Origin of the sequence: Paraburkholderia sp. BL6665CI2N2, assembly GCF_004366535.1 — a bacterium.
Classification (GTDB): Bacteria; Pseudomonadota; Gammaproteobacteria; order Burkholderiales; family Burkholderiaceae; genus Paraburkholderia.
Genome location: NZ_SORC01000001.1, coordinates 5899980 through 5926143, shown reverse-complemented (window position 1 = coordinate 5926143; position 26164 = coordinate 5899980). Strand labels below are relative to the sequence as shown.

Here is a 26164-nt window from a genome sequence, read left to right as displayed (position 1 = left end):
CGCCCATTTGCGACTGTCCGGGCAAAGTAGAAAAAATCCTCTCTCATTGGCGCTAAAAAATAGAGTCTCTTTCGCTGCGTCACCTTCGTGGTCCCCACCACTGCGCGCGGATGCAAACCGCAACTATGTTGCATGGGATCGGAGTAAGCGCTAAAGCGCCAACTCCGATCGACAACGGAGACTCACCCATGACCGCTCGCCTGCCCATCGACGGCACGCCCGCACTGGCCGATTACAAGCTTTCCGACAACCTCACCGCCACGCGCGGCCGGATCTTCCTGACCGGCACGCAGGCGCTGGTGCGTCTCGTGCTCATGCAGCGCGCCGCCGACAAGGCGCGCGGCATGAATACCGCGGGCTTCATTAGCGGCTATCGCGGCTCGCCGCTCGGCATGGTCGACCAGCAGTTGTGGAAAGCGAACAAACTGCTCGCGGCGAGTGATATTCGCTTTTTGCCCGCCATCAACGAAGAACTCGGCGGCACCGCCGTGCTCGGCACGCAGCGGGTCGAATCGGACCCGCTGCGCACCGTCGAAGGCGTGTTCGCGATGTGGTACGGCAAGGGCCCGGGCGTGGATCGCGCCGGCGACGCGCTCAAGCACGGCAACGCCTACGGCTCGTCGCCGCACGGCGGCGTGCTGGTGGTGGCCGGCGACGACCACGGCTGCGTGTCCTCATCGATGCCGCATCAAAGCGACTTCGCGATGATGGCGTGGCATATGCCGGTGGTGAATCCGTCGAATATCGCCGACATGCTCGAGTTCGGCTTGTATGGTTGGGAGTTGTCGCGCTTTTCGGGCGCGTGGGTCGGCTACAAGGCGATCTCCGAAACGGTTGAATCAGGCTCGACGGTCGATCTCGACGCGCTGCGCACCGACTGGACCATACCGCAGGATTTCGCGGCGCCCGCCGGCGGCCTGCACAATCGCTGGCCCGATCTGCCGAGCCTGACGATCGAATCGCGGATGCACGCGAAGCTCGACGCGGTGCGCCACTTCGCGCGCGTGAACAGCATCGACAAATGGATCGCGCCGAGTCCGCATGCGAACGTTGGGATCGTGACGTGCGGCAAGGCGCATCTGGACCTGATGGAAACGCTGCGCCGCCTCGATCTGACGGTCGCCGATCTGGAAGCGGCCGGCGTGCGGATCTACAAGGTCGGCCTTTCGTTTCCGCTGGAGATGACGCGGATCGACGCGTTTGTCTCCGGCCTGTCCGAAGTGCTGGTGATCGAGGAGAAAGGCCCGGTCATCGAACAGCAGATCAAGGACTATCTGTACAACCGCACGCAAGGCACGCGGCCGATCGTGGTCGGCAAGAACGCCGCAGACGGCACGCTGCTGCTTTCGTCGCTCGGTGAATTGCGGCCGTCGCGCATTCTGCCGGTATTCGCCGACTGGCTCGCGAAGCACAAGCCCGCGCTCGATCGCCGCGAACGCGTGGTCGATCTGGTCGCACCGCAAATTCTTTCGAACGCTGCGGACAGCGTGAAGCGCACGCCGTACTTCTGCTCTGGCTGCCCGCACAACACGTCGACCAAAGTGCCGGAAGGATCGATCGCGCATGCGGGCATCGGCTGTCACTTCATGGCCTCGTGGATGGAGCGCGACACGACCGGTCTCATCCAGATGGGCGGCGAAGGCGTGGACTGGGCCTCGCATTCGATGTTCACGAAAACACGTCACGTGTTCCAGAATCTCGGCGACGGCACCTACTTCCACTCGGGCATTCTGGCGATCCGCCAGGCCGTGGCCGCGAAGGCCACGATCACGTACAAGATTCTCTACAACGACGCCGTCGCGATGACGGGTGGCCAGCCCGTTGACGGCAGCAGCTCGGTGCCGCAGATCGCGCGTCAGGTGGAAGCCGAAGGCGTGTCGCGCTTCGTCGTGGTCAGCGACGAGCCGGAGAAATACGACGGCCATCACGACCAGTTCCCGAAGGGCACCACGTTTCACCATCGCAGCGAGATGGATACCGTGCAGCGCCAATTGCGCGACACCGACGGTGTGACCGTGCTGATTTACGACCAGACCTGTGCGGCGGAAAAACGCCGGCGCCGGAAAAAAGGCGAATTCCCCGATCCGGACAAGCGTCTTTTCATCAATGAAGAGGTTTGCGAAGGCTGCGGCGATTGCGGCGTACAGTCGAATTGCCTGTCGGTGGAACCGGTTGAAACGGCCTTGGGCCGCAAGCGCCGTATCGATCAATCGTCGTGCAACAAAGACTATTCATGCGTGAACGGCTTCTGCCCGAGCTTCGTCACGGTGGAAGGCGGCAAGCTGAAGAAAGCCGCGGGCGCCGCGTTCGATCCGCAAGCGCTGGCCGCTCGCGTCGAAGCACTGCCGATTCCTGCGACGCACCTCGACGCCGCCCCGTACGACATTCTGGTGACGGGCGTCGGCGGCACGGGCGTCGTGACGGTCGGCGCATTGATCAGCATGGCGGCGCATCTGGAAGGCAAGAGCGCATCGGTGCTCGACTTCATGGGCTTCGCGCAAAAGGGCGGCTCGGTGCTGTCGTTTGTGCGCTTCGCCGCGCGCGACGAGTGGCTCAACCAGGTGCGCATCGACACGCAACAGGCCGACGTGCTGCTCGCCTGCGATATGGTGGTCGGCGCCAGCGCCGATGCGCTGCAAACGGTGCGTCATGGCCGCACGCGCATCGTCGTGAACACGCATGCAATTCCGAACGCCACGTTCGTGACCAATCCGGACGCGACGCTGCACGCCGACGCATTGCTCGACAAGATGCGTCACGCGGCCGGGCCGGAGCGCATGTCGACATGCGATGCACAAGCGCTCGCCACGCGTTTTCTCGGCGACACGATCGGCGCGAACATTCTGATGCTCGGTTATGCCTGGCAACTCGGTCTGGTGCCCGTATCGTTCGGCGCGATGATGCGTGCGATCGAATTGAACAACGTCGCCGTGCGGATGAATCAGCTGGCGTTTTCGATCGGCCGCCTCGCCGCCGAAGATCCCGCCGCGCTCGAAGCGCTGTGGCAAGCGCGGCATCTCGCCAAGCAGAGCGTGCGCGTGGATACGCTCGACGAACTGATCGCGCATCGCGAAGGACGTCTGCACACATACGGCGGCGCGAGCTACGTGAAGCGTTATCGCGCGCTAGTGGAGGCGGCACGTCGCGCGGAAACCTCGGTGGATGCGAAGAGCGAGCGCGTGACGCGCGCGGTGGCGACCACGTTCTATCGTCTGCTCGCGGTGAAGGACGAATACGAAGTAGCGCGTCTGCATACGGACGCGGCATTCCGTGAAGCACTGGAGGCGCAATTCGAAGGCGTGGCCGGCAAGGACTTCGGCATCAAGTTCAATCTCGCGCCGCCGACGCTCACGCGTCCTGAACCGGGCAAGAATCCTTCTAAAAAAACCTTTGGTCAATGGATGTGGCCGGTGCTCGGCACGCTGGCGAAATTCAGCAGCCTGCGCGGCACCATGCTCGATCCGTTCGGCCGTACGCTGGAACGCAAGATGGAACGCGAGCTTGCGGGCGATTATGAAACCACGTTGCAGCGCGCGCTCGTGAAGCTCGATGCCGGCAATCTGGAAGACGTGGCAAAGCTCGCCGACCTGCACGCTCGTGTGCGCGGTTATGGTCACGTGAAGCTTGCGAATCTGGCGGGTGTGAAGCGTGGCGAGCGCGATCTGGCTGCACGCTTGCAGATCGAAGCGGCGACGGGTGAGTCGGTGCGGAAATCCCTGGAAGAGGTAAAGGGCGCGGGGCAGTTGCGCGGGATTCCGGTGGTCGTGGCGAAGTAGTTTTTTTGGCCTTGTAGAGGCAAGTAAATTAATGCCGCTTCGAGAGCGATCTCGAAGCGGCATTTTTCTTTGCTACGCTGGTTTAGCTATTGATTCATGCGCTCGTCAACAGTGCGCGGACCTTCGCAACTCTGTCTGGATCGACCGGTGCGAGACCGTTGCTGTTCATGCGCACGCCCGAACCGAAATGCACCGCTTCAACTTGTGTTCTGCTCACGAAACCGGCAATCGCATCGACCGTCAAACCGGCTCCGGCCAAGACGGTACAGTGCGAACCGGCCGCTTGCCGCACCAATTCTCGAATCGTGTCTTCTGCGTGCAGCACCGAAGGTTGTCCTCCCGAAGTCAACACGTTCGTCACGGCGTCGAAACCAAGCAGCACCTCCAATGAACGGCGCAAATCCCGCGCTTCGTCGAATGCGCGATGGAAGGTGATAGCCAGTCCATCCGCCGCATCGATCGCACGGGCGAGGCCTTCGCGGTCGATCTCGCCGGCGGCGTTCAGCATGCCGATCACGATGCCATTCGCGCCTGCCGCTTTCACCGCGCGCACGTCGCGCAGCATCACTGCGTAGTCGTCGGTGTCGTAGACAAACGAGCGGCTGTGCGGCCGCACGATCACATTCACCGGTATCTCGACTGCGGCGACTACCGCTTCGATCAGTCCAACGCTCGGCGTTAAACCGCCCTCGCCCATCGCGGTGACAAGTTCGAGACGGTCAGCGCCGGCTTGCGCGGCAAGGCGCGCATCGGCAACGGTCGTGGCAATGACTTCAAGGAGGACGGACATAAGCGCGGCTGAGTGTCGTTAAATATCGTTGAAAACGACATGATCTCAGAACCGCTCTTCGTCCACCCAATCGATATCGCCGCACAACACGCAAGTCTGCTCGCCGACGCGCGTCGCCACCGAAAGCGTTACGCACGGCAACGCCTCGTTGATCGACAGATACGGCCGCGTCACATGTACGCGCTCCGGCGCATTGATCGCATCGCGGAAATACGGACGACGCAACCAGTTCGCGCCTTGCGCGTCGGCAAGCGGCAGAAAGCGCGTTTCATGCGCGGCGCGATCAGCCCGCAGCACGACGTTGCGGCCCGCCTGCTTGCCCTTCGCATCGAGCAGAAAGCAGCGCGCGGCGTGATCGAGCGCCAGAAAATTCCAGCACACTTCCTCGAGCGGTTCGCCGGCCGCGAGCCGCTCCGCGGCCCGCTCGAAGGCCCGCAAGTACGGCGCGAGCCGGCTGGCATTGCGGCGCTCGCGCGCGTCGGCCTGATCGCGATAACGCTCGGTGAGTTCGCTGATGCAGGTGGTCGCGTGCAACGCGTCGGCCGCGCCCGGGTTCGGACGGCCGAAGAAAAAGCCCTGCACGAAGTCCGCATTGCAGGCGAGCGCCATCTGCGCTTCATGCTCCGTTTCCACGCCTTCGACGAGTACCAGCTTGCCCGCTTCGTGCAGCAGCGCCACGAGGCCAGGCAGGATCGTCGCCATGTCGGCGCGATGCGCGGCATGCGACAGCATGATGCGGTCGAGCTTGACGATGTCGGGATTCAACTGCCAGATCCGTTCGACGTTCGAGTGGCCCGCGCCGAAATCGTCGAGTGCGATCAGGAAGCCGCGCTCGCGGAACTGGCGCACGGCGTCGGCGAGACGCTCCAGGTCTTCGGCGCGATGCTCGAGTACTTCGAGCACGATGCGTCGCGGCGGCAGATCCACGCGCTTCAAAGTTGCCAGCAAGGCAGCGGCGAGATAGGGATCGGTGAGCGCGCCGGGATGCACGTTCAGGAACAACCACTCGCGCTCCGCGCCGAGTACCTTGAAATTCTCCAGATGCAGCGTCTGAGCCAGCTTGTCGACCTGCAGCACATCGCCGAGGCGCGCGGCCTCGCCGAATACGTCGAGCGGCGACACGGGGCGGTCGAGCGCGTCGTGCGCACGCAGCAGCCCTTCGTAACCGACCGCCCGCATATGCGAGAGGCTGAAAATCGGCTGAAACACGCTACTCAGCGTGAGTTCGCCATGCTGCACCGTAAAACGTTCGAGCCCCGACGTCATCTCGACACCGAAACCGTGTGGCGCGCTGGCCGTCCTTTCCTGTTGCGCAATGGTCATGCAAGTCCTCTCACGCGAGAGCCGGGCCGGTCCGAACGCGGAAGCGAACAACCTCGGCGCCGTTTCTCAAATGTGCGTCATCGATATCCCTTAAGCAAGCTCCATGCGCACGCTGACGCACGTTCCGATGAAAATTATCTGAAAGATTGACCCGTGTAAGGGAGCATGCGCCGCGCGTGGGCGTGGCGCGCACCGTTAAGGTGCGCGGCGTTATGAAAACACGTGAGCGCCTCGCTGGCGGCGCGGCATGTCGCCCTGACGGAGCCGGAATGCGTCGTCGGGCTAAACTGCGACCTTACGCTTAGTCAGCTTCGCGTGGCCCGAATCGCCGAAACCGGCCGAAACTCGCCGAAGTCACACCGTTATATCCCCAGAAATAGACCGATGGACATTGTCTTTACCGTATTGATTCTTTTGCTCGCCGTCGCCGCGTCGGGCGCCCTCACCCGCGTCCTGCCGATCGCGTTGCCGCTGCCGCTCGTGCAGATCGCGATCGGCGCATTGCTCGCGTGGCCGAGGCTTGGCCTGCACGTCACCTTCGATCCGGAAATTTTCATGATGCTGTTCATTCCGCCGCTGCTGTTCGCGGACGGCTGGCGCATTCCGAAGCGTGAGTTCTTCATGGCGCGCCGCTCGATCCTGATGCTCGCGCTCGGCCTCGTCTTTATGACGGTGCTGGTGGTCGGCTACTTTGTGCACGCGCTGGTGCCGTCGATCTCGCTGCCGGTCGCGTTCGCGCTGGCCGCCGTGTTGTCGCCGACCGATGCGGTCGCGTTATCCAGCATCGTCGGCAAAGGCAAGATTCCCGGGCGGCTGATGCATATTCTTGAAGGCGAGGCGTTGATGAACGACGCGTCGGGACTGGTCGCCTTGAAGTTCGCGATTGCCGCGGCGCTGACCGGCGTGTTTTCGTTGCGCGACGCGTCGATCAGTTTCGTGATCATCGCCGTGGGCGGCCTCGCGACCGGCGCGGCGGTGAGCTGGCTGTTCGGCTTCGTGTCGGCTCACTTTCTGAATCTCACCGAAGAAGGCGATCCGGCGCCCGGCGTCGTGATGACTCTGCTGATTCCGTTCGCCGCCTATCTGGTGGCCGAGCGTTTCGAGTTGTCGGGCATTCTGGCCGCGGTCGCCGCCGGCATGATGATGAACTACACGACCATTGTGACTGCGGGGCCGGCGTCATCGCGCGTGCGCGCGAGCAGCACGTGGACGATGATCGAGTTCGTGTTCAACGGCATGGTGTTCATTCTGCTGGGGCTGCAGTTTCCGCACATTCTCGGCCGGGCATTGCTCGACGCGCACGAGACCAGTAACGCGCAGGTCTGGCGGCTGATCGGCTACATCGCCGCGGTAGCGGGCGCGCTCTACGCGATGCGCTTTGTGTGGGTGTGGCTGCTGCGCTTTTTCGCGAGCCGCAGCGCCGCAAAACAAGGCATGGCGAATGCCGTTCCGGGCCTACGCACTGCCGCGGTGACGACGGTAGCCGGCGTGCGCGGAGCCGTAACGCTCGCGGGCGTGTTGTCGTTGCCGGAGGTTTTGCCGGGTGGCGCCCCGTTGCCGGGCCGCGATCTCGCGATCTTCATCGCATCCGGCGTGATTCTGGTCTCGCTGATCGTGGCGGTGGTGGCGTTGCCGCTGCTGCTGAGCGGCTGGCGCCGCGGCAAGGATCCGCACGCCGCCGAGGAAGCGCTTGCCCGGACCATGGCGGCGCAAGCCGCGATTCGCGCCGTCGACGAGGTGCACGACAGGGAGTGCGCGAATCTCGATGAGTCGGCCTCGGCGTATGCGGCGGACGTCACGGCGCGCGTGATGGACCTCTATCGGCGCCGCCTCGCCACGCTCGATGAAGAACGCGAACCGCGCGAGCTGGCGCGCCGTGCCGACGCGCTGGAGTTCAGGATGAAGCTCGCTGCCATGAGAGCCGAGCGTAAGGCGTTGCTGGAACTGCACAGCAGCCAGGAGATCAACGACGAGACGTTGAACAAGCTGATGCGGGAGGTGGACTTGTCGGAGACGGCACTGACGGCGCGAAGAAAGTAACGCGCGCTTGCGCTACGTGGGTGCGATTCGGGCGGCGGCAAAACGGCTTTTTCTTCGCTCAAGACAATGTGCGAAAGAAAAAACCTGCGCCGCCGACGAACCCGTAAAAACGAGTGCTTCAGCGTGCGCGAAAACTCACGCCACCGGACCTTGAGCCGGCTTCCTTCTCAGAAGCGCATAGAGAATGATCGCGCCGAACGTCGCGGTGCCGATGCCACCGAGACCGAAGCCGCCGAGCTTCAACGAGAAGTCGCCGGCGCCGAGCACGAGCGTGACCGCGGCCACGATCAGATTGCGGTTGTCGGAGAAGTCCACCTTGTTGACCACCCAGATGCGCGCGCCGGTCACGGCGATCAGGCCGAACACGACAATCGACACGCCCCCCAGCACCGGTCCCGGAATCGTCTGGATCACCGCGCCGAACTTCGGCGAAAAACCCAGCACCAGCGCGATCAACGCGGCGATCACAAAGACCAGCGTCGAATAGATCTTGGTGACGGCCATCACGCCGATGTTCTCGGCGTACGTCGTGACGCCCGTGCCGCCAGCAAAGCCGGAGACGATCGTCGCGAGTCCGTCGCCGAGAAATGCCCGGCCGACGTAACGGTCCAGATTCTGGCCCGTCATCGCGCTCACTGCCTTGATATGCCCGAGGTTCTCCGCCACCAGGATCACCGCGATCGGCGCGAGCAAGGTCATCGCCTGCACGTTGAACACCGGCGCCGTGAAGTGCGGCATGCCGAACCAGGCTGCGTTCGCGACGATGGCGAAATCGACCGGCTTACCCATGCCAAGACCGTTCGTCACGATCGCGTAAATGACGTACGCCATCAGCAGGCCGACCAGAATCAGCAGACGCTGCAACATGCCGCGCGCGAACACCGCGACCGCGCCGACGCACAGCACGGTGACGAGCGCCATCCACGAATCGAAGTTGCTGCCGCTTACGCCGCGCACCGCGATCGGCGCCAGATTCAAACCGATCACGCAGACGATCGCGCCCGTCACCACCGGCGGCATCAGCGTCTCGATCCATTTGGTGCCGACCGCCGAGACGATCAGGCCAATCAGCGCGTACACCACGCCGCACGCGATGATGCCGCCCAGTGCGACCGGAATGTTCGGGTTCGGGCCATGCCCACCATAACCCGTGACCGCGATCACGAGACCGATGAACGCGAAGCTCGACCCGAGATAGCTCGGCACGCGGCCGCCCACCAGTACGAAGAACAACAGCGTGCCGATGCCCGACATGAAGATGCACAGGTTCGGATCGAAGCCCATCAGCAACGGCGCGAGTACCGTCGAGCCGAACATCGCGACGACGTGTTGCACACCCATCGCAAACATCTGCGGCCACCCGAGCCGCTCGTCGGTACCGACGATGCGGCCCTCGGCAGCCGCGGACTGGGGACGCCAGCGGGGGAAGTAGGAATCGGCCATGGCGGGGGTTCTCCTCTGTTCGGCGCTATGTATGGTGGCGCGGCGCCGGAACAAAGCGCCGCCCAGGAATTAGGCGCGAGTGTACGGAGTGCCATTGGGCCTGGCAAGCTCGGGGAAATGCGCGGCGAGGCACGGCGTGAAACCGGGCGCGAGCCGTTGCGCCCTTCATGAACACCCCCGTGAGCACCCGCGCCCTCAGCCGTGCCGCGCTTCCAGCGAAAACACCGTCACGGCCGCCTGCAACTGCCTCGCCTGATCCGCCATCGACGCCGCCGCGGCCGCCGCCTGTTCGACCAATGCCGCGTTCTGCTGGGTCACGTCGTCCATCTGCGCGACCGCGCGGTTGACCTCTTCGATGCCGGTGCTTTGCTCCTGGGAGGCCGACGAAATCTCGCCCATGATGTCGGTCACGCGTTTCACCGCGTGCGTGACTTCGGCCATGGTCTGCCCGGCCCGCTCGGCGAGTTCGGCCCCGCTGCCCACACGCGCCGTCGAGCTTTCGATCAACTCCTTGATCTCCTTCGCCGACACCGCGCTGCGCTGCGCGAGCGAGCGCACTTCGCCCGCCACGACCGCGAAGCCGCGTCCTTGTTCGCCGGCACGCGCGGCTTCCACCGCCGCGTTCAACGCGAGGATGTTGGTCTGGAACGCGATCCCTTCGATCACCGCGATGATGTCCGTCATGCGCTTCGAACCGGCCGCCAACTCACGCATCGTTTCGACCACATCGCCGACGAGATGGCTGCCGCGCGCCGCCACTTCCGACGCGCCGTGCGCCACGCCGCCGGCCTGCTGCGCGTTCTCGGCGTTCATCTTCACCGTCGACGTCAACTCCTGCATGCTCGACGCGGTTTCCTGCAGCGCCGCGGCCTGTTCTTCAGTGCGTTGCGACAGATCGGTATTGCCCTGCGCGATTTCGCCCGACGCCATCAGGATCGATTCGCTCGACTCGCTGATGCCCGACACGATGCCGGCCAGCCGTTCGCGCATGTTGCGCAACGCGAACAGCAAGCTGTGAGCGTCGCCGGCGCGTGTTTCGACGCGCACGCTCAGGTCACCGTCCGCGATGCGGTTGGCGATCTGCATCGCGTAATCCGGTTCGCCGCCGAGTTGCCCTGCGAGACGACGCGCGATCACCATGGCGAGCAGCATGCCCGCGACGATCGCGCCCAGCACCAGCGCAATCATGACGATGCGCATGTGCTGATAGCCGGTGGACGCCTCGGCTTGCGCGTCGTTGGCTTGCTGCCGGCGATAGTCGATCAGCGCGGTGATGCGATCGCGCAGCGCCTCGCTCGACGCAATCGCGCGACGCACGAGTTCGTTGTTGTCGACGCCCGCCGGAATCGGTTCGAGGCCGATCTGCTGATGCACGATACCTTCCCACACCACCGACTTGCGCAGCACGTCGTCGAACATTTCCTGGCCCTTGCCCGTCTCGATCGTCGCGCGATACTGGTCGTAGGCGGTGTGCATCTCCTTGAGCGAGCCGACAATGCTGTCCTTCAACTTTTGACGGCCGGCGTCGTCGGCGGCGTAGCCGAGATTCGCGGCGGCCAGATCGGAATCGATCTTGTGGCGGTTCGCCTCTTCCATCCAGTACAGGCCGTTCATGTGCTTATCGCAGATGGCGTCGGTAATGCCGTGCATCGACGACAGCGTACTCAGCGACATCGCGCCGATCACGACGCAAAAACCAATCACCACGGCAAACGCCACCAGCAGTTTCCTGAACACAGGCATGCGGTCGAACCACTTCATTTCACCATCCTTAACGAGTCACGGCGGACGCTCGAGCCGCCACGCTGTCGCGAACATTTCGCGATCTGTCGGATACGTAGCGACGCTCCCACCTCAATTACGGCGGGCACCACAGAGACTTGATGCGCGAAATGTCAGGAATAAGCGGGACAGGATGTTGTAAGCAATGCTTAGCGCACGCGGCCGGGGCGCGAGGCGCTACGTGCGCGGCGGGTCAGCGGCAAGTTTGGGATTCGTCTGATGTATCGGATAAGAGCAAGCTCTTAGACTTGTTTTGCTGCGCCGACCCCCATGAGTAGGCGCATGCGATGTTGTTGTAACTCTCCGACTTTCCGCTCACGCTTCCCCGCGTGAGCGGCTTTTTTTTGTCTATGCGATTCGGTGCGCGCGCGTCGCCTGCAAAAACGCTGCGATTTGCGCGCCTTTATGCGTGCGTCGCGAAAGCGTTGTCGGCGAGTCGCAAAGTGTAGTCGCGTACGTCCTGCGGCCATGCCGCGACGATCTCGTCGAAACGCGGACGGTCGTCGGCGTACAGCGCGCGGGTCGCATCTTCATAGCGCAGCAGATTGCCGGCTAGCGCGGTCATGAAGCGATACACGGCTTCCTGCGCCGCGAGCTGACGGTCCTTGTTCTCGCCGGCCACGCGCGCCGCGTCGACCAGTTTGCGCAGCGCGACCGACGCGCCGCCAGACTGTCCATTGAGCCAGTCCCAATGGCGCGGCAACAACGTGATTTCCCTCGCCACCACACCGAGCTTGGGCCGGCCACGACCGCGTGGCGTGTCCTCTGCGGCGTCTTCAATGGCGTGAGCGGTTTGGGCGCCGTCATCCTCGCTCGCTGACCGCGCGACGATTTCGTCGGGCGTGCCGCGCAGATCGAATTCGACCGGCCGGCTGGTCACGTCGTCGAAGACCAGAACCGGCGCCTGTTCGCCGCGCGCCAGTACTTCCCTTACGGCAAGCGCCACGTCGGGCAAGGCGCCGGAGGCGATACGGCGATGGCCTTCGAACGCGGTGCAGGTGGTCGGATGGACGGTCATGACAAACTCCAAATAAAGAATTTGTCGAATTATATCCGGGTTAAATTCAAATGCAAGATATTACCCGGGTAAATTTATGCGGCTTGCTCTAGACGGAGTTGCGCGCTTCGGTGCGGGGTGTCACCGCGCCGCCGCCGATGGGCGAAGTGTGCGTCACGGTGCGAGAACTCAGCACGCGATTGCGGCCCGCATCTTTGGCTTCGTACAGCGCGTCGTCGGCGGCGTTCAGGAGCGCGCGGCTCGTTGCGAACACCTCGCCTCGCGCGGTGGCGATGCCGATGCTCACGGTCAGCACATGGTGCGAACTCGCCACGTGGCGAAGCTGAAGCGCCTGAACCGCCGCACGAATCTTCTCGGCGATGAAAGTTGCGCCAGTTTCGTCGGTGTCCGGTAGCAGCACGGCGAACTCTTCACCACCGTAGCGCGCCGCCGTATCGCCCGGACGCCGCACGCTCTGCGTGATACAACGCGCCACGGCCGTGAGTGCGTCATCGCCCGCGGAATGGCCGTACAGGTCGTTAAAGCCTTTGAAACTGTCGACGTCGATCAGCAGCATCGACAGCGGCCACGCGTTGCGCTGCGCACGGCGCCACTCATCTTCCGCGTGTTCCTCGAAGCTGCGGCGATTGTTCAGGCCGGTCAGCCCGTCGGTGCGCGCCAGCACGCGCAATTCTTCTTCGGCCGCGCGGCGATAGCGCAACTGATGCGAGAACAGAAGCGCCAGCGCGATGATGGTGACATCGAGCGCGGCGATCAGCGAGCCGATGATCCACGCGCGGTGCCGCCATTCCACGTAGATATCGCGTGTGGACAGCGCGACGTCGAGGATCAGCGGATACATGTCGATATGGCGGAACGCGTACCAGCGCTCGACACCGTCAATCGCCGCCGTGCCGAAGAAATCTCCGCTCGGCTGCTGGGTGAAGCGCGAGTAGTTGGCGGTGCCGGTCAGATTGATACCGATGATTTTCGGATCGAACGGACGCCGCATCAGCATCGTGCCGTCGTTCAGCATCAGCGCCATCGAACCTCCGGCGCCGAGATTCATGCCGGCGAACAGCCTGCGGAAATAGGTGAGACGCATGGTGCCGACCACCACGCCGCCAAAACTGCCGTCCGGCCGCGTGATGCGCCGGCTCAGCGCGATGCTGATTTCCTTGCCGCTGACCTTCGGCATGAACGGGTGGCTGATGTACAGACCGACGTTGGGCGAGTCCCGCTGCACCTTGAAGTAATCACGGTCGGCGAGATTGACGAGGCGCGGCGGCGTGGCCTGCGAGTCGAACTTGATGTTGCCGGCTTCGTCGGTCACGAGGATCGAGCCCATGTCTTTGGCGCTCGCCGATCCGTCGAACAACACCATCTGGCGGATGGCCGGATCCAGTTCCAGCACGCCGGGGTGTTTCAGACCGTCGATCACCGCGCGCAGCGAGAGATCGTAAATCTCCAGATTGCGCGACACGTCGCGCTCGACCAGCAGCGACACGTTGAAGACCGAATCCTGGGCGCGCCGCAATGCGTCGTCGCGCATCTGTGCCAGCACCCACACGGCGATCGCAAGAATCGCACTGGCCAGCACGATACTGATCGCAATCACGAAGTTCGGTCGGCGCGTCACCATGGGCTTTTTCGTTCGAACATGCGCTCGCCTAAGCGCGTGAAGAAGAGGGCCGCGTCCTCACTGGCGCGTACCGTGAAGCGGTAGCGTACCAGACGATGCGCCGCGCCAAACCATCGAAAAGACGAGTTTTTTGCCGGGTCGGGCGAGTTCGGCACCGCTTGCGCGTGCTTAGCCAGTGTGCGGATCGAGCGCGGGCCGGGATGCTGAGCGGCTCAACGCGCGGATGTCGGTGGTCTCGAGCTCGGCTTGATCGGCGCCGTGGCGGGCGACCTTCAGCATGGCGAGACCAACGGGAACGCCGACCTTTCTCAAGCGATTGCTCCATCCTCTTGCTCGATGCAATGCTTTCATCACGCGCTCGAATATATTCGGTTGCCGAGAAATTCCAATTTTGTCGGTCATCGCGTGCAAGCCTTGTAGAGATATACCCGATCTGCCTTCAGTACTCGAGTGTGCGAACCGATATCCGGTAAATGGGATACCCATTTTGTGGCTTGCGTCGATGCGCTTTGGCTGCTGCATCGACGCAAGACATCGAAGGGATAGACCGCGCGAGGCCCCGCGATGTGCGGCGGTCACACAGACGCTCCCATGCCCGGACCTGAGAGTCCATTGCGAACGCATCTACGTTTCGTTATTGGAGAAAAAAATTTTGACACTAAAGCACCTCACCATCAAAGCAAAACTCATTGCCGGGTTCGGCATGCTGTCTCTTATCGTCGTCGCGGTTTCCGGGCTTTCCCTGAAAGCGCTCAGCGACTCAACCGATGGTTTTTCCAGCTTCGTGCGCGGTATCAATGCACGCGCGGACATGGCGGTGCAGGTGCGAACCGCAGTCGACCGCCGGGCAATCGCCGCGCGTAATCTCGTGCTCGTGACCAAGCCGCAGGACCTCGAAATAGAGAAAGCCGATGTGCTGCGCGCGCACGAAGACGTGCAAACCGATCTGAAGAAGCTCAACGATATGATCGCGACCGCTACCGACACGTCGGAGAAAGCGCGCAGTCTCGTCGCCGAGATCAATCGGGTGGAGGCTTTGTATGGACCGGTCGCCACCGACATCGTCAATCTCGCGCTGACCAACAAGCGCGACGAAGCGATCGTCAAGATGGACGATCAATGCCGGCCGTTGCTCGCCGCGCTGATTCGCGCGACCAACGCATATGCCGACTACACGCATACGCGTCAGGAACAGATGATCAGCGAATACGCGGCGCACTATGAGAACCAGCGCAATCTGCTGATCGCGATCAGCCTGATCGCGGTGGCGCTCGCGATCGGCGCATGCGTGCTGATCACGCGCGCGGTGACCGGGCCGCTGCGCCAGGCGATCGATGTCGCGCGCACTGTGTCGGAAGGCGATCTGCGTACGCGCATCGTGGTCGACGGCAGCGATGAAACCAGCAAGCTGCTCGGTGCGTTGCGCGAGATGAACGAACGGCTGACGGCGATCGTCGGACGCGTGCGCGACAGCAGCACGAGCATCGCCGGCGCCGCGCGCGAGATCGCCGCGGGCAATATGGATCTAAGCCAGCGCACCGAGCAGCAAGCGGCCTCGCTGCAGGAGACGGCGTCGAGCATGGAAGAACTCACCTCGACGGTTAAGCAGAACGCCGACAACGCGCAGCAAGGCAGCATGCTCGCCACGAACGCATCGTCGGTCGCGCAGAAAGGCAGCGAGGTGGTCGGCCAGGTGGTGAACACCATGCACGACATCAGCGATAGCTCAACCAAAATCGCGGACATCACGGGCATCATCGAAGGTATTGCGTTCCAGACGAACATTCTCGCCCTCAACGCGGCCGTCGAGGCTGCGCGCGCTGGTGAACAAGGCCGCGGTTTTGCGGTGGTCGCGAGCGAAGTCAGAAGCCTGGCGCAGCGCTCATCGAGCGCGGCCAAGGAAATCAAAGATCTGATTGCCACCTCGGTGGAGAAGATCCGCGACGGTTCGGCGCTTGCCGGCGAAGCAGGCAAGACGATGGCCGAAGTCACCCAGGCGGTGGCGCGGGTGACGGACATCATGTCGGAGATCGCGGCGGCATCGAGTGAGCAAAGCCGCGGCATCGAGCAGGTTAATCTCGCGATCACGCAGATGGACAATGTCACGCAACAGAATGCCGCTTTGGTGGAAGAAGCGGCGGCGGCTTCGCGGTCGATGGAAGATCAGGGGCAGCAGTTGAATGAGGCGGTGGCGTTCTTTCAGATTTTGAATGGTGGTGGTGCGGGGAGGATTGTCGGCGCGGCGCCTTTGCGGAAGGAGACGGTGCGGGAGGAGCGGGGGGTTGTGTCTGGGCGGGGGGTCGTGCGGGCGACGGGTGTGGCGGGTGTGGCGAGTGTTGCGTCGGGTATCGCGCCCGGTGCTGCGTTGGCGACGGCTGCGACTGCCGTCGCTGCGGAAGATGGGTGGGATAAGTTTTGAATGTGTTTTTTCTGCTCGAGCGCCGTGCTTGTGCGGGTGGCGCTCATGCGGGACGTGGTTGGGGCAGCAAAGGGGGTTGGTGCGAAAAGCTTGGGGCAGAAATGCGAAAACCGGCGTTAGCCGGTTTTCGAGTGACGACATGTCTGGTTGGTGGAGAGGAGGAGGATCGAACTCCCGACCTTCGCATTGCGAACGCGACGCTCTCCCAGCTGAGCTACCCCCCCAACGTGCAAATAATTCTAGCACAGGCATTTTCCGTTTTGCCAAGCCGGCCGGAACCAGCAAAACGGCAAAAACCATCACCTGGAAGGCGCCCCTGCAAGCACCCAATCCACCACTGCCCGAATATCCGCATCGCTCATCGACTGATGCGCGGGCATCGGAATCATGCCCCACACGCCAGAGCCGCCGTCCTTCACCTTGCGCGACAATTTCGCCGGCGCCTGGGCGTCGCCCTTGTACTTCGCGGCAATCTGCTGGAACGACGGGCCGACCAATTTGCGATCCACCGCATGACATCCCATGCAAGCATTCGCGTTGGCGACCAGTTGACCGCGCGGCGCATCGGCGGCACGCGCGGCCGGTACAACGACACCCGCCAGCGCGCCGACCACCAGCGCGCTGATCGCCAAGGCAACACCGCGCATCATGGCGTCGTCGCCTTCGGGTTACCCGGATGCACGGCGTTCGAATTGGTGACCGGCGCGGGCGTCTGCTGTTCGAGCGGCCGCGAACTCACCGACGAATCAGGAATAGTGCCGACAGTCGGCGCGCTCGCGTCCGGTTGCGAAGCCGCCGCTACGGGCGCCGTCCCCGCTGCGGCGGCAGCCGCCGCGGCTTCCGCGGGCTGAATGTACTGGAACACCTTCACGACCTGCACCACGCCCGGCACACGGCTCGCGACATCCGCACCGCGATTGCCTTCGTCCATCGTGACGAGGCCCATCAGATACACCGAGCCACGCTCGGCCACCACCTTGAAGTTGTTCGCCGAAATGTTCTTCTCGGCGATCAGCGCGGTCTTCACTCGCGTCTCGAGGTAAGTGTCGTTGGTGCGCGACGAGAACGAACTGGCCGGCATGATCGTCAGTTCGTTGACGATCGTGCTGACGTTGTTCAAACCACGCACGATGGTCTCCGCGCGCTGCTTCGACACGTCCCCCGCCACTTCGCCGGTCAGCAGCACGCGGCGATTGAACACCGTCACGTTCACGTGCGCATTGTCGGGCAAGTTCTGGCTGATCTGCGAGAGCGCCTTCACCTGCAACTCGCGATCCTCGGTCTGCGCGCCGAGCGTGCGCCGATCCGTCGCCACCAGCGCGCTGCCGCCCGCCGCGCCGGCAACAGCGAGAAAGCAACCCTGCAACGTTGCGGACAGCCCCGCCGCGAACCCAACCACCAGCACGGTTCTCACCAGTGTCTTCTTGACGCGGAATACGCTCATCAACTAGCTCTCCTTCGGAATCAGTCTCAATCTTCGCCCAGCAACATGGCATCGATGCCGTCGCACAGACAATGGATGGTCAGCAAATGCACTTCCTGAATGCGCGCGGTGCGATCCGACGGCACACAGATATGGATATCGGTATCGCTCAATACTTCCTGCATGCGTCCGCCGCCCTTGCCGCTCAGCGCGACCACGATCATTTCGCGCTCATGCGCGGCCTCGATCGCGGCGAGCACGTTGGCGGAATTGCCGGACGTGGTGATCGCCAGCAGCACGTCGCCCGGCTGGCCGAGCGCCCAAACCTGCTTCGAGAAAATCTGTTCGAACGCGTAGTCGTTGGCGATGGCGGTCAACACTGAGGTGTCGGTGGTCAGTGCGACCGCCGGCAAGCCGGGCCGCTCGCGCTCGAAGCGGCCCATCAGTTCGGCGGCGAAGTGTTGCGCGTCGGCCGCCGAGCCGCCGTTGCCACACGCGAGAATGCGATTGCCGTTGGCCAGCGCGGCGAACATCGTGTCGATCGCAGCGGCGATCGGCATCGACAGGGTTTCGAGGGCTTCGAGTTTGACTGCCGCGCTGTCGCGGAAGTGTTGTTGAATTCGTTCGACTGACATCGAGTCTTTATCTTCTGCCGCGAATGGGCCGCACTGCGCGGCCGTGTTGTGAAGTCGTATTACCAGGTCGTGCCGCTTCGATGAATCAGAGCGGCAACGCGGTGCAGGCGCGCAAACCATCGCTCGTTGCACTGCTCGCCGCGTTGTCGACGTTCCCCGTGGCCTGCACGCGAGCGCAAGTTTATCGCACTCACGCGCGTTCTCCGCGCCTGGCGTCAGACTTCGTCGGCACGGAACGCGTCGCGCAACCACACGAGGCGGCCGGCTTCGAACGCGATCACGTCGAAGCGGCACGCGGGTTGATCGCGCCAGCCGGCGGCATGCGTCACCAGAAAATGTTGCGCGGCGCGTACGATGCGTTGCTTCTTCTGCCAGCCGATACTCGCGGCCGCGCCGCCGTAGCGCTTCTGCGCACGCGCGCGGACTTCGACGAAGACCAGCGCGCCATCACGTTCGCGCATGACCAGATCGATCTCGCCGCCGCGGCAAGACACATTGCGCGCGACGAATCGCAAACGCTGACGCTGCAAAAATTCCTGCGCACGCAATTCGAAAGCCGCGCCGACGAGTTTGGACCCGACGAGTCCCGAAAAGTTGTGCGGCCTGGCGAGGGGACCGCTCGGCGCCGGCGCGCTCACGGCCGGCCCGCCACGCGGATCGCGTGGAACCGCGTGGCACAATGGCGGCCTCGTTCCGTCTGTTTGTGTCTTCTGTCTCATGACTCCTCTCTCCGAACTCGCGCAAGGGCAGCAGTACCCCACTGCCGCGCTATATGTGGTGGCCACGCCGATCGGCAACATCGCCGACGTCACGCTGCGCGCGTTGCATGTGCTCGGACTGGTGGACCGCATCGCCGCAGAAGACACCCGCAACACGGGGCAACTGCTCGCGCGTTACGGCATCTCGAAGCCGCTCGTCGCCGTGCATCAGCACAACGAGCGGGCCGCGGCACTGCGTCTCATCGAGCATCTGCAAGCGGGCGAACGCGTGGCCTACGTGTCCGATGCGGGCACGCCGGGCATCTCGGACCCCGGCGCGAAACTCGTCGACGCGGTTCGTGAAGCCGGCTTTCCCGTCATCCCGCTGCCCGGCGCAAGCGCGCTCGCGACCGCGCTGAGCGTGGCCGGTGACTGGGTCGCGACGTTCTCGTTCCTCGGCTTCCTGCCGCCGAAAGCCAAAGCCCGCGCCGCGACGCTGCAGCCGCTCGCGAACCATCCTCACGCTATGGTGTTCTACGAAGCGCCACACCGGATCGTCGAAACGGTGCAGGCACTGGCCGATGCATTCGGCGGCGAGCGCAAACTGCTCATCGCACGGGAATTGACGAAGTTACATGAAGCGCTGCATCGCGGCACCCTGGCCGAAGCGCCAACGTGGCTCGCCGCCGATCCGAACCGGCAACGCGGCGAATTCGTGCTGGTGGTAGAGGGCGCGCAGCCGGAAGCCGCCGGCGAACACGATCACGACGCGCTGCTAGGCATTCTGCTGGAGGAGTTGACGGTGAGTAGCGCGGCTAAAGTAGCGGCGGCGATCACCGGAGCGTCGCGCAACGCGCTGTACGCGCGCGCGCTGGCGCTGAAAAAGGAAGACGAAGAGTAAAGCTGACGGACAAACAACAAAGGGCCGCGTAATGCGGCCCTTCGTTCTTCTGCGGACACAACCCGTGGCCGCCGACGCGGCGCTACGAGGAGCGCGCCTTAGCCGCGCTCGCCGCGGTCATCTCACTTCTGGGCGCTCGAATCCGAATTCGACGCCAGCATTTCGTTACGCGCGTCGCGTGCTTCCTGCTGCGTCAGCCCTTCAATCTGCACCCGAGCCGTACCGGCATGGCGCATGTCCAGCGCGGAGGCGGCAGCCATGGAAAGATCGATCACGCGGCCGCGCGCGTACGGACCACGGTCGTTGATACGCACGACGACCGAGCGCGACGTGGCCGGATTGGTCACACGCACATAGGAGCCGAGCGGCAACGTACGATGCGCGGCGGTCAGCGCGTGCATGTCGTAGCGTTCGCCGTTGGCGGTACGGCGGCCATGGAAGCCGCGGCCGTACCACGAAGCGCGACCGGTCTGATGAAAGTCCGAAATGCCGGAACCTTCATCGGTGAGAGGCTTTGCATCGGCCAGCGACGAGCCTTGAGCAGTCGCGCCGGAGGCCGGCGCGCTACCGAAAGCTTGCGGTCCAAAGGAGCCCGCTTGCGTCAGTTTCGTGCTCTGCGGCGCGCCGCTTTCCGACGTGTTGCTAGCGCCCGGAGGCGTGGCGCAACCGGCCAGCACAAAAAAGGCAAAAAGAGTCCCCAGACCACGGGATAACCGAGTTTTCATAAGACGTGCAATCACATTGTCGAGCCGCATCACGCCAAAGTTGAGCGTGTTGCCTGCGACTCCGGCGGCAATGGACGACAACGCGCCGCGCAGACAAGCGCAGAACGTCAAAGCCCGGATGCGGCTCATTCAGCCGCTACCGCACGGTTAATTTTCACGTCTGGCGCAACCTGTCCCCGGCAGCCTGACCAGACCCCACATGCCGCCATCGAACGTGGCAAACACGTTCTTGCGCGCGAAACTCAGCGCGCAGGAACGGCGGCGTAGGCCCCACCCAGCGTCACGGCAGTTAAGTCCGTAGCAGGCGCGCGGCGCCTGGCTGGGCAAGACGTGTGCATCGAAAGCATCGATACTTGATGGCCGTCCAAAAGTGCGACAGCCCATACTTGAGTGGCGATCCGCGTGCCCATTTTTGATGGGGACGCATCGCCTTGTGGCATGCACAGTTCCCTGTGCATGGGGTGCATTATACCTAAAACAGAATTCCGGGTTGGCAAGCGACTGAAAACCTTGATGAATTTTCACTCCTGCTGCAAGAATGAGCATCTCGAAGCCCGCTGCGCCGGGGCTTCAGCGCCCTCAGCGAACGCGGACGAGAGGCCGGTACAATCAATGTTTTTCCAGCGGCGCCGTCATCCATGAAAGTCACCTTGATCCCTGTCACGCCGTTCCAGCAGAACAGTTCGCTGCTCGTTTGCGAGGCAACCGGACGCGCGGCCGTCGTTGATCCGGGCGGCGACCTCGACATCATCGACGGCGAAATCGCGCGGCAGAACGTGACGGTCGAAAAAGTTTTTCTGACGCACGGCCACATCGATCACTGCGCGGGCGCCAAAACGCTGGCCACGCGCTACGGCGTGCCGATCGAAGGCCCGCATCCCGACGAACGCTTCTGGCTGGACAAGCTGCCGGATCAAAGCACGCGCTTCGGCTTTCCGGCCGCCGAAGCGTTCGAACCGGATCGCTGGCTGCAGAACGGCGAGAGCGTGCAGTTCGGCGACGAAACGCTTGAGGTCTATCACTGCCCAGGTCATACGCCGGGCCACGTGGTGTTCTTCAGCCGCGCGCATCGGCTGGCGCTGGTGGGCGACGTGCTGTTCGCCGGCTCGATCGGCCGCACGGATTTTCCGCGCGGCAATCATGCGGATCTGGTGCGCTCGATTCGCGAAAAACTTTGGCCGCTCGGCGACGACATCACCTTCGTCCCCGGTCACGGTCCCACTTCGACGTTCGGCGCCGAACGCCGCACCAATCCGTACGTTGCCGACGGAGTCGAGGCATGAGCAGCGAAATCTACGTGAGCACCGATGTCGAAGCGGACGGCCCGATTCCCGGTCCGCATTCCATGCTCAGTTTCGCCTCCGCCGCCTACACCGAAGACAAGCGCCTGATCGCCACCTTCTCGGCGAATCTGGAGTTGCTCGAGGGAGCCAAGGCGCATCCCGTGCAGGAAGCGTGGTGGAAGACGCAGCCCGAAGCATGGGAAGCCTGCCGCAAAGACCTGCAGAAGCCGGAGGCCGCATTGACGGCGTACGTCGACTGGGTCGAGGCCTTGCCGGGCAAACCTGTGTTCGTGGCGATGCCGGCCGGCTTCGACTTCACTTATATGTTCTGGTACATGATGCGGTTCGTCGGCCGTTGTCCGTTTTCCTGGTCGGCGCTCGACATCAAGACGCTGGCCTTCGCCATGACCGGCCTGCCGTACCGCAAGAACATCAAGCCGCGCTTTCCAAAACACTGGTTCGACGAACATCCGCATACGCATGTCGCGCTGGACGACGCGATCGAACAAGGCGCGCTTTTCTGCAACATGCTGAAGGATTTGCGCGCAAGTCAGGCGATCACGCTGGCAGCCGGTAAAGATGGGGACGGCACAGGACAAAACACCACCGAGGAACCGGCAAATTAGGTAATCTCCCTCGCCAGGGCCGTTTTACATTGCGTTTCGTTTTCGCGCCCTCTACCATGCGTTGATACGGCGACGCAAACGGAGGCGCAGTTGACACTCGATACGTTCTCTCAAAAAATCCTGCGCCTATTGCAGCTCGATGCACGCCGTTCGGTGCAAGAAATTTCCGACCAGGTCGGCCTGTCGAGCACGCCATGCTGGCGGCGCATCAAGGACATGGAACAGTCGGGGGTCATCCAGCGCTACACGGCGCTGCTGGATCGGGAAAAACTCGGGCTGCACGTGTGCGCCCTCGCGCATATCCATCTCACGCGGCACACCGAAGGCGGCGTGGAACAGTTCGAGCGGGAAATCGCCACCTGCCCCGAAGTCACCGAATGCTACAGCACGACCGGCGAATCGGACTACATCCTCAAAATCGTCGCGCCGGACATCAAGGCGTACGACAGCTTTCTGCACGAACGCATCTTCAAGATTCCCGCCGTTGCGCAGGTTCGCACGAGCGTGGTGCTGCGCGAGATCAAATTCGATACGCAACTGCCGCTGTGATCAGTTAACGGCATAAGCACGCCACGCGGGCGGCGGCATGCTCGCGCGGTTCCGCATGTCTCAGGTAGCGCTGTGCGGTTCCGTCGCCTTCGGGCGCCCTCCAATGCCCACGCCGCCTTTCGCGCCGAGCGTTTCCGCATCGACTTCCGCGGATACCGCGTCCAATGCCTGTAGCAGTTCCACTCTGCGCGCGCCCAGCCGAGTCCTGAGCGCCGCCAGATCCGCCCGCCCAAGCCGCTGCGCCTCGCTGGGCAGCTTGCGCGACGACGATGCATCCGGCAGCACAACTTCGACATCCAGCCCCATGCTCAGGTAGTGGATATTCACCGCCGCCGCCTTCACGCCGTAAGACGCCAACGCGGAGTTCACCTCTGCAATGACCCGTTCGCGAGTCGGCAGATCGAAGGGCGGACGTGCAAGCGCATCGTTCTCGGGATCGACATGAATCAACGCGTCGAGCACGCGGTTGTCCGTCAATACGCGCAGGCGCGCCGACTCGGCGATGTAGTGCCCCTCCGATACCGAGATCAGCGGATCGACGAGAATATGCGCGTCGACGAGCGCGAAATCGCCCATCTTGCGCGTGCGCATTTCGTGCACGTCGCGTACGCCGGGCGTCGAGAGCAGCAGCGCGCGCATGTCGGCGGTGGCAGCGTCGTCGAGCGCGCGGTCGGAGAGATCCTGCAGCGCGTCCCAGCCGAACATCCAGCCCATGCGCGCCACCATGAAGCCGACAATCGCCGCGGCAATCGGATCGAGCAGCCGCACGCCGGCGAGGCTGCCGACAATACCGCTCGCGACCACCAGCGACGACGCCGCATCGGAACGCGCGTGCCAGGCATTGGCAATCAACATGGCGGAACGCACGCGTTGCGCTTCCCCCAGCATGTAGCGAAAGAGACTCTCTTTGGAAACCAGAACGAGCAATGCGACGGCGAGCGCGCTCATATGCACGGCGGGAATATTTTGCAAATCGGCGAGACGCGTTCCGGCTCGCCATAACATGCCGACGCCCACCGCAATGAGAAGCGCGCCCAAAAATAGCGACGCCACCGTCTCGTAGCGACTGTGCCCGTAATTGTGATCCGCGTCGGGCTTTGCGCCGCTGTGCCGATTGGCAATCAGCACGACAAAATCGGAAATCAGATCGGCGAGGGAATGGACACCGTCGGCGACCAATGCCTGCGAGTGCGCAAACACACCGACGACGATTTGCAGCGTCATCAACACTGTATTGAGCGCAATACTGACAAAGGTACTTTTGCGCGCAACGCGATGTTTTTCGGCGGATGGGGCAGCAGTGGCGGCGGGCATCTCAGAAGTGGAATGAAAAGTTCACTTCCTGCATTCTACCCGGCGCATCTCGAAATGCGCTGAAGATGCCAACAAAATTCCTTTTAAATCAATCGCTTATCTAAACGAAAAGCATTCGCGTTCCAGTTGACGGGTGTTCATGCGGCAAAAAATCACGGCAGTGGCTGCAGTAAATAAAAAAACCGCGCCCTCGACGGTACGCGGTTCTCTTTCGCAACGGCAGACGCAATCACTGCATCTGATTGAAGCTATTCGTATGACTTATGATCGGAAGCATTAGTTGCAGGCAAAAAGCGGCCGGCAAAGCTGCTACAAAGCATTACTTCTCGATCAGAAACTTTTCGCGATCCAGACCTGCAATCCAGCGCGGCGGCTTACCGCGGCCCGACCACGTGCTGCCGCTATCCGGGTCGCGATACTTCGGTGCGACGCCTGCGCGCGGACGCGCGGCTTTAGCACCCTTGGCAGCACGACCGCCGCCCAGTTCTGTCAGAGAAATGCCGTAGTCGGTCATTTTCTGCTTGATTTCATTTAGCACTTCAGCGTATTCGCGCGACTTCGCTTCTTCGATCTGCTTTTCGAGCTTCTCGCGCTGGGCGAGTAGTTCCTTGTAGGAAGACATAGATTCCCTTTGTGGTTTGGATAAATGACCGCCAGTCTTAAGCCGGCTTGCCCTTTGAAGATAGATCACGCCTCGGAATTGGAGGCGAGATTAACACAAGATAGAAAGATTACAAAAGATGGGACGGAAAATTAAACTAGATTCGTTTCAAAAAATTTCCAGCTACCGTCGCGCCCGGGCACTTCCTTTCAGATAGCCCAATTCGCTTTTTGCTGAAAAACGCAGTCAGCATCAGTAAATATGGGATTAACTATCAAAAGATGAAATTTAAAATGCAGATTTGACGCCAACATTTCATACCATGATAGCTTCAACATGAAATTTCGTAACATATTGAGACACGCCGTCTGCGCTGTTATTACGCATGAGTGTTTTCCCGAACGCCGGTAAAAATCTAATTCATGTAGCGCTGCATGCAATCTTCTAGCGCCGCGCGCAAGGTTTCAGTATCGGGTTTGGCGTCGTCAAAGGGAAAACGGCTGCGTTCACCGTTCAGTTTCAGATCCACGCCATATCGATCGACGCCGACCAGCTGAAATTCGCCCTTACTCCCGGACTGAGCGGCGAATTGCGTGATCAACGCGTTCTCTTCATCGAAACCGAGTGGCGGCAATGGATCGAGTTCATCGCCGGCGAGCCAACCCATTGCGCCGAAACCGCCGATATAACGCAGCCGCTCGAGCCGCATTGCCCAGAAAGTGAAGTCGCCGAGTACGAGATAGCGCTCCGCGTCGGGGTGATAGCGCAGATAACGCTGCACCACCTCGGGCGTCGAGTCGACCGGTTCGAAGGTGCCGAGCAAGGTGACGCGCTGGCCGCTCAGCACGTCGCCGTCGGGGGCGTCTACGGCCAGAAAACCGGCGCGCGGGTCGGCGTGCAGGTTATGGGTATGCTCGGCGAGCCGGCTCACGAGGATCGTCGGACGATGCCGCAAGTCCGGCGCGAACGGCAGCACGGACGGATAAGGGAAACCTTCCGGCTGGCGCGCATGAGTAGCGAGCGTGCCGACAGCGGCTGTATGCAGCAGATGCAGCGGAGCATGAGCGGGAATATTCAAGTGCGCGTTCCTCGATAGATGAGCGGCGAATCACAAACGCCGGTAAGCAGGCCGCACAACGCTGGCGCGTCAGAACTGAATAATCGCCAATATGCGGATTCCGCCTTCCAAGCATAAGA

General features: G+C 62.6%; 22 protein-coding genes and 1 tRNA gene. 7 read left to right on the top strand and 16 right to left on the bottom strand.

All coding sequences use genetic code 11. The features are described 5' to 3' along the window. Positions 1-188 precede the first annotated feature (188 nt). On the top strand, positions 189-3776 hold the full coding sequence (locus tag B0G81_RS26610; RefSeq protein ID WP_134139225.1) for an indolepyruvate ferredoxin oxidoreductase family protein: 3588 nt from the start codon (positions 189-191) through the stop codon (positions 3774-3776). A 94-nt stretch (positions 3777-3870) separates the two neighbouring features. Here B0G81_RS26610 and B0G81_RS26605 read toward each other — a convergent pair whose 3' ends face one another. Both B0G81_RS26605 and B0G81_RS26600 read right to left on the bottom strand, forming a co-directional pair. Beyond that, entirely contained in the window at positions 3871-4566 is a 696-nt protein-coding gene (locus B0G81_RS26605) for a copper homeostasis protein CutC (protein ID WP_134139221.1), read from the bottom strand. A 45-nt stretch (positions 4567-4611) separates the two neighbouring features. Then, a complete protein-coding gene (locus B0G81_RS26600; protein WP_106283871.1) occupies positions 4612-5889 on the bottom strand; it encodes an EAL domain-containing protein in 1278 nt (425 codons plus the stop codon). Between the two features lie 384 nt (positions 5890-6273). On the opposite strand from B0G81_RS26600, the gene B0G81_RS26595 reads away from it, so the two are divergent. Continuing rightward, positions 6274-7929 (top strand): Na+/H+ antiporter, encoded by a 1656-nt coding sequence (locus tag B0G81_RS26595; RefSeq protein ID WP_134139218.1) that lies wholly within the window; start codon positions 6274-6276, stop codon positions 7927-7929. A gap of 135 nt (positions 7930-8064) precedes the next feature. On the opposite strand, the gene B0G81_RS26590 is transcribed toward B0G81_RS26595, so the two are convergent. The 5 genes from B0G81_RS26590 to B0G81_RS44795 form a co-directional block, all read right to left on the bottom strand. Then, positions 8065-9372 (bottom strand): solute carrier family 23 protein, encoded by a 1308-nt coding sequence (locus B0G81_RS26590; protein ID WP_134139215.1) that lies wholly within the window; start codon positions 9370-9372, stop codon positions 8065-8067. A 195-nt stretch (positions 9373-9567) separates the two neighbouring features. After that, complete coding sequence (locus tag B0G81_RS26585) at positions 9568-11133, bottom strand: methyl-accepting chemotaxis protein (RefSeq protein ID WP_134139211.1); 1566 nt, start codon at positions 11131-11133, stop codon at positions 9568-9570. Between the two features lie 424 nt (positions 11134-11557). Continuing rightward, a complete protein-coding gene (locus B0G81_RS26580) occupies positions 11558-12172 on the bottom strand; it encodes a DUF2239 family protein (protein ID WP_134139208.1) in 615 nt (204 codons plus the stop codon). A gap of 88 nt (positions 12173-12260) precedes the next feature. Then, positions 12261-13793, bottom strand: a complete 1533-nt coding sequence (locus B0G81_RS26575) for a sensor domain-containing diguanylate cyclase (protein ID WP_116118719.1) — start codon at positions 13791-13793, stop codon at positions 12261-12263. A gap of 168 nt (positions 13794-13961) precedes the next feature. Beyond that, positions 13962-14195: a hypothetical protein gene (locus B0G81_RS44795; RefSeq protein ID WP_243856590.1), complete on the bottom strand. Its 234-nt coding sequence runs from the start codon at positions 14193-14195 to the stop codon at positions 13962-13964. 250 nt (positions 14196-14445) lie between these two features. Between B0G81_RS44795 and B0G81_RS26565 the strand changes: the two genes are divergently transcribed. Beyond that, on the top strand, positions 14446-16212 hold the full coding sequence (locus B0G81_RS26565) for a methyl-accepting chemotaxis protein (protein ID WP_134143214.1): 1767 nt from the start codon (positions 14446-14448) through the stop codon (positions 16210-16212). Positions 16213-16360: 148 nt separating this feature from the next. Here B0G81_RS26565 and B0G81_RS26560 read toward each other — a convergent pair. From B0G81_RS26560 to B0G81_RS26540, 5 genes are all read right to left on the bottom strand, one after another. Beyond that, a tRNA-Ala gene (locus tag B0G81_RS26560) sits at positions 16361-16436 on the bottom strand. Positions 16437-16511: 75 nt separating this feature from the next. Next, positions 16512-16859 carry a c-type cytochrome gene (locus B0G81_RS26555; protein WP_134143213.1) on the bottom strand — a complete coding sequence of 116 codons (348 nt, stop codon included), beginning with the start codon at positions 16857-16859 and terminating at the stop codon, positions 16512-16514. Continuing rightward, positions 16859-17656, bottom strand: a complete 798-nt coding sequence (locus B0G81_RS26550; protein ID WP_116143246.1) for a BON domain-containing protein — start codon at positions 17654-17656, stop codon at positions 16859-16861. The genes B0G81_RS26555 and B0G81_RS26550 overlap by 1 nt, the downstream gene beginning before the upstream one ends. A 26-nt stretch (positions 17657-17682) precedes the next feature. Next, positions 17683-18270: a phosphoheptose isomerase gene (locus B0G81_RS26545; protein WP_106283879.1), complete on the bottom strand. Its 588-nt coding sequence runs from the start codon at positions 18268-18270 to the stop codon at positions 17683-17685. Between the two features lie 215 nt (positions 18271-18485). Next, the gene (locus tag B0G81_RS26540; RefSeq protein WP_134139206.1) at positions 18486-18989 is read right to left on the bottom strand and encodes a YraN family protein; all 504 of its coding nucleotides are present in this window, start codon (positions 18987-18989) and stop codon (positions 18486-18488) included. Between B0G81_RS26540 and rsmI the strand changes: the two genes are divergently transcribed. Beyond that, complete coding sequence (gene rsmI, locus B0G81_RS26535; RefSeq protein WP_134139204.1) at positions 18988-19869, top strand: 16S rRNA (cytidine(1402)-2'-O)-methyltransferase; 882 nt, start codon at positions 18988-18990, stop codon at positions 19867-19869. The two genes, B0G81_RS26540 and rsmI, sit on opposite strands and share 2 nt — an antisense overlap. Positions 19870-19991: 122 nt before the next feature. Here rsmI and B0G81_RS26530 read toward each other — a convergent pair whose 3' ends face one another. Continuing rightward, complete coding sequence (locus B0G81_RS26530) at positions 19992-20624, bottom strand: septal ring lytic transglycosylase RlpA family protein (protein WP_106283993.1); 633 nt, start codon at positions 20622-20624, stop codon at positions 19992-19994. A 608-nt stretch (positions 20625-21232) separates the two neighbouring features. On the opposite strand from B0G81_RS26530, the gene B0G81_RS26520 reads away from it, so the two are divergent. The 3 genes from B0G81_RS26520 to B0G81_RS26510 all read left to right on the top strand — a co-directional run bounded on the left by B0G81_RS26520 (position 21233) and on the right by B0G81_RS26510 (position 23052). Beyond that, positions 21233-21877 carry an MBL fold metallo-hydrolase gene (locus B0G81_RS26520; RefSeq protein ID WP_116143254.1) on the top strand — a complete coding sequence of 215 codons (645 nt, stop codon included), beginning with the start codon at positions 21233-21235 and terminating at the stop codon, positions 21875-21877. Further along, positions 21874-22503, top strand: a complete 630-nt coding sequence (locus tag B0G81_RS26515) for an exonuclease (protein WP_106283884.1) — start codon at positions 21874-21876, stop codon at positions 22501-22503. The genes B0G81_RS26520 and B0G81_RS26515 overlap by 4 nt, the downstream gene beginning before the upstream one ends. A gap of 90 nt (positions 22504-22593) precedes the next feature. Further along, complete coding sequence (locus B0G81_RS26510; protein ID WP_012431468.1) at positions 22594-23052, top strand: Lrp/AsnC family transcriptional regulator; 459 nt, start codon at positions 22594-22596, stop codon at positions 23050-23052. 60 nt (positions 23053-23112) lie between these two features. Here the strand turns inward: B0G81_RS26510 and B0G81_RS26505 are convergent, their stop codons facing one another. The 3 genes from B0G81_RS26505 to B0G81_RS26495 all read right to left on the bottom strand — a co-directional run bounded on the left by B0G81_RS26505 (position 23113) and on the right by B0G81_RS26495 (position 26045). Further along, complete coding sequence (locus B0G81_RS26505; RefSeq protein WP_134139200.1) at positions 23113-24366, bottom strand: cation diffusion facilitator family transporter; 1254 nt, start codon at positions 24364-24366, stop codon at positions 23113-23115. A 319-nt stretch (positions 24367-24685) separates the two neighbouring features. Continuing rightward, positions 24686-24988 (bottom strand): H-NS histone family protein, encoded by a 303-nt coding sequence (locus B0G81_RS26500; protein WP_106283886.1) that lies wholly within the window; start codon positions 24986-24988, stop codon positions 24686-24688. Between the two features lie 394 nt (positions 24989-25382). After that, a complete protein-coding gene (locus B0G81_RS26495; RefSeq protein ID WP_134139198.1) occupies positions 25383-26045 on the bottom strand; it encodes a pyridoxamine 5'-phosphate oxidase family protein in 663 nt (220 codons plus the stop codon). Positions 26046-26164 lie beyond the last annotated feature (119 nt).

Coding starts and splice junctions, on each gene's coding strand:
- B0G81_RS26610 (WP_134139225.1), top strand. CDS start 189: ATGACCGCTCGCCTGCCCATCGACGGCACGCCCGCACTGGCCGATTAC.
- B0G81_RS26605 (WP_134139221.1), bottom strand. CDS start 4,566: ATGTCCGTCCTCCTTGAAGTCATTGCCACGACCGTTGCCGATGCGCGC.
- B0G81_RS26600 (WP_106283871.1), bottom strand. CDS start 5,889: ATGACCATTGCGCAACAGGAAAGGACGGCCAGCGCGCCACACGGTTTC.
- B0G81_RS26595 (WP_134139218.1), top strand. CDS start 6,274: ATGGACATTGTCTTTACCGTATTGATTCTTTTGCTCGCCGTCGCCGCG.
- B0G81_RS26590 (WP_134139215.1), bottom strand. CDS start 9,372: ATGGCCGATTCCTACTTCCCCCGCTGGCGTCCCCAGTCCGCGGCTGCC.
- B0G81_RS26585 (WP_134139211.1), bottom strand. CDS start 11,133: ATGAAGTGGTTCGACCGCATGCCTGTGTTCAGGAAACTGCTGGTGGCG.
- B0G81_RS26580 (WP_134139208.1), bottom strand. CDS start 12,172: ATGACCGTCCATCCGACCACCTGCACCGCGTTCGAAGGCCATCGCCGT.
- B0G81_RS26575 (WP_116118719.1), bottom strand. CDS start 13,793: ATGGTGACGCGCCGACCGAACTTCGTGATTGCGATCAGTATCGTGCTG.
- B0G81_RS44795 (WP_243856590.1), bottom strand. CDS start 14,195: ATGACCGACAAAATTGGAATTTCTCGGCAACCGAATATATTCGAGCGC.
- B0G81_RS26555 (WP_134143213.1), bottom strand. CDS start 16,859: ATGCGCGGTGTTGCCTTGGCGATCAGCGCGCTGGTGGTCGGCGCGCTG.
- B0G81_RS26550 (WP_116143246.1), bottom strand. CDS start 17,656: ATGAGCGTATTCCGCGTCAAGAAGACACTGGTGAGAACCGTGCTGGTG.
- B0G81_RS26545 (WP_106283879.1), bottom strand. CDS start 18,270: ATGTCAGTCGAACGAATTCAACAACACTTCCGCGACAGCGCGGCAGTC.
- rsmI (WP_134139204.1), top strand. CDS start 18,988: ATGACTCCTCTCTCCGAACTCGCGCAAGGGCAGCAGTACCCCACTGCC.
- B0G81_RS26540 (WP_134139206.1), bottom strand. CDS start 18,989: ATGAGACAGAAGACACAAACAGACGGAACGAGGCCGCCATTGTGCCAC.
- B0G81_RS26530 (WP_106283993.1), bottom strand. CDS start 20,624: ATGCGGCTCGACAATGTGATTGCACGTCTTATGAAAACTCGGTTATCC.
- B0G81_RS26520 (WP_116143254.1), top strand. CDS start 21,233: ATGAAAGTCACCTTGATCCCTGTCACGCCGTTCCAGCAGAACAGTTCG.
- B0G81_RS26515 (WP_106283884.1), top strand. CDS start 21,874: ATGAGCAGCGAAATCTACGTGAGCACCGATGTCGAAGCGGACGGCCCG.
- B0G81_RS26505 (WP_134139200.1), bottom strand. CDS start 24,366: ATGCCCGCCGCCACTGCTGCCCCATCCGCCGAAAAACATCGCGTTGCG.
- B0G81_RS26500 (WP_106283886.1), bottom strand. CDS start 24,988: ATGTCTTCCTACAAGGAACTACTCGCCCAGCGCGAGAAGCTCGAAAAG.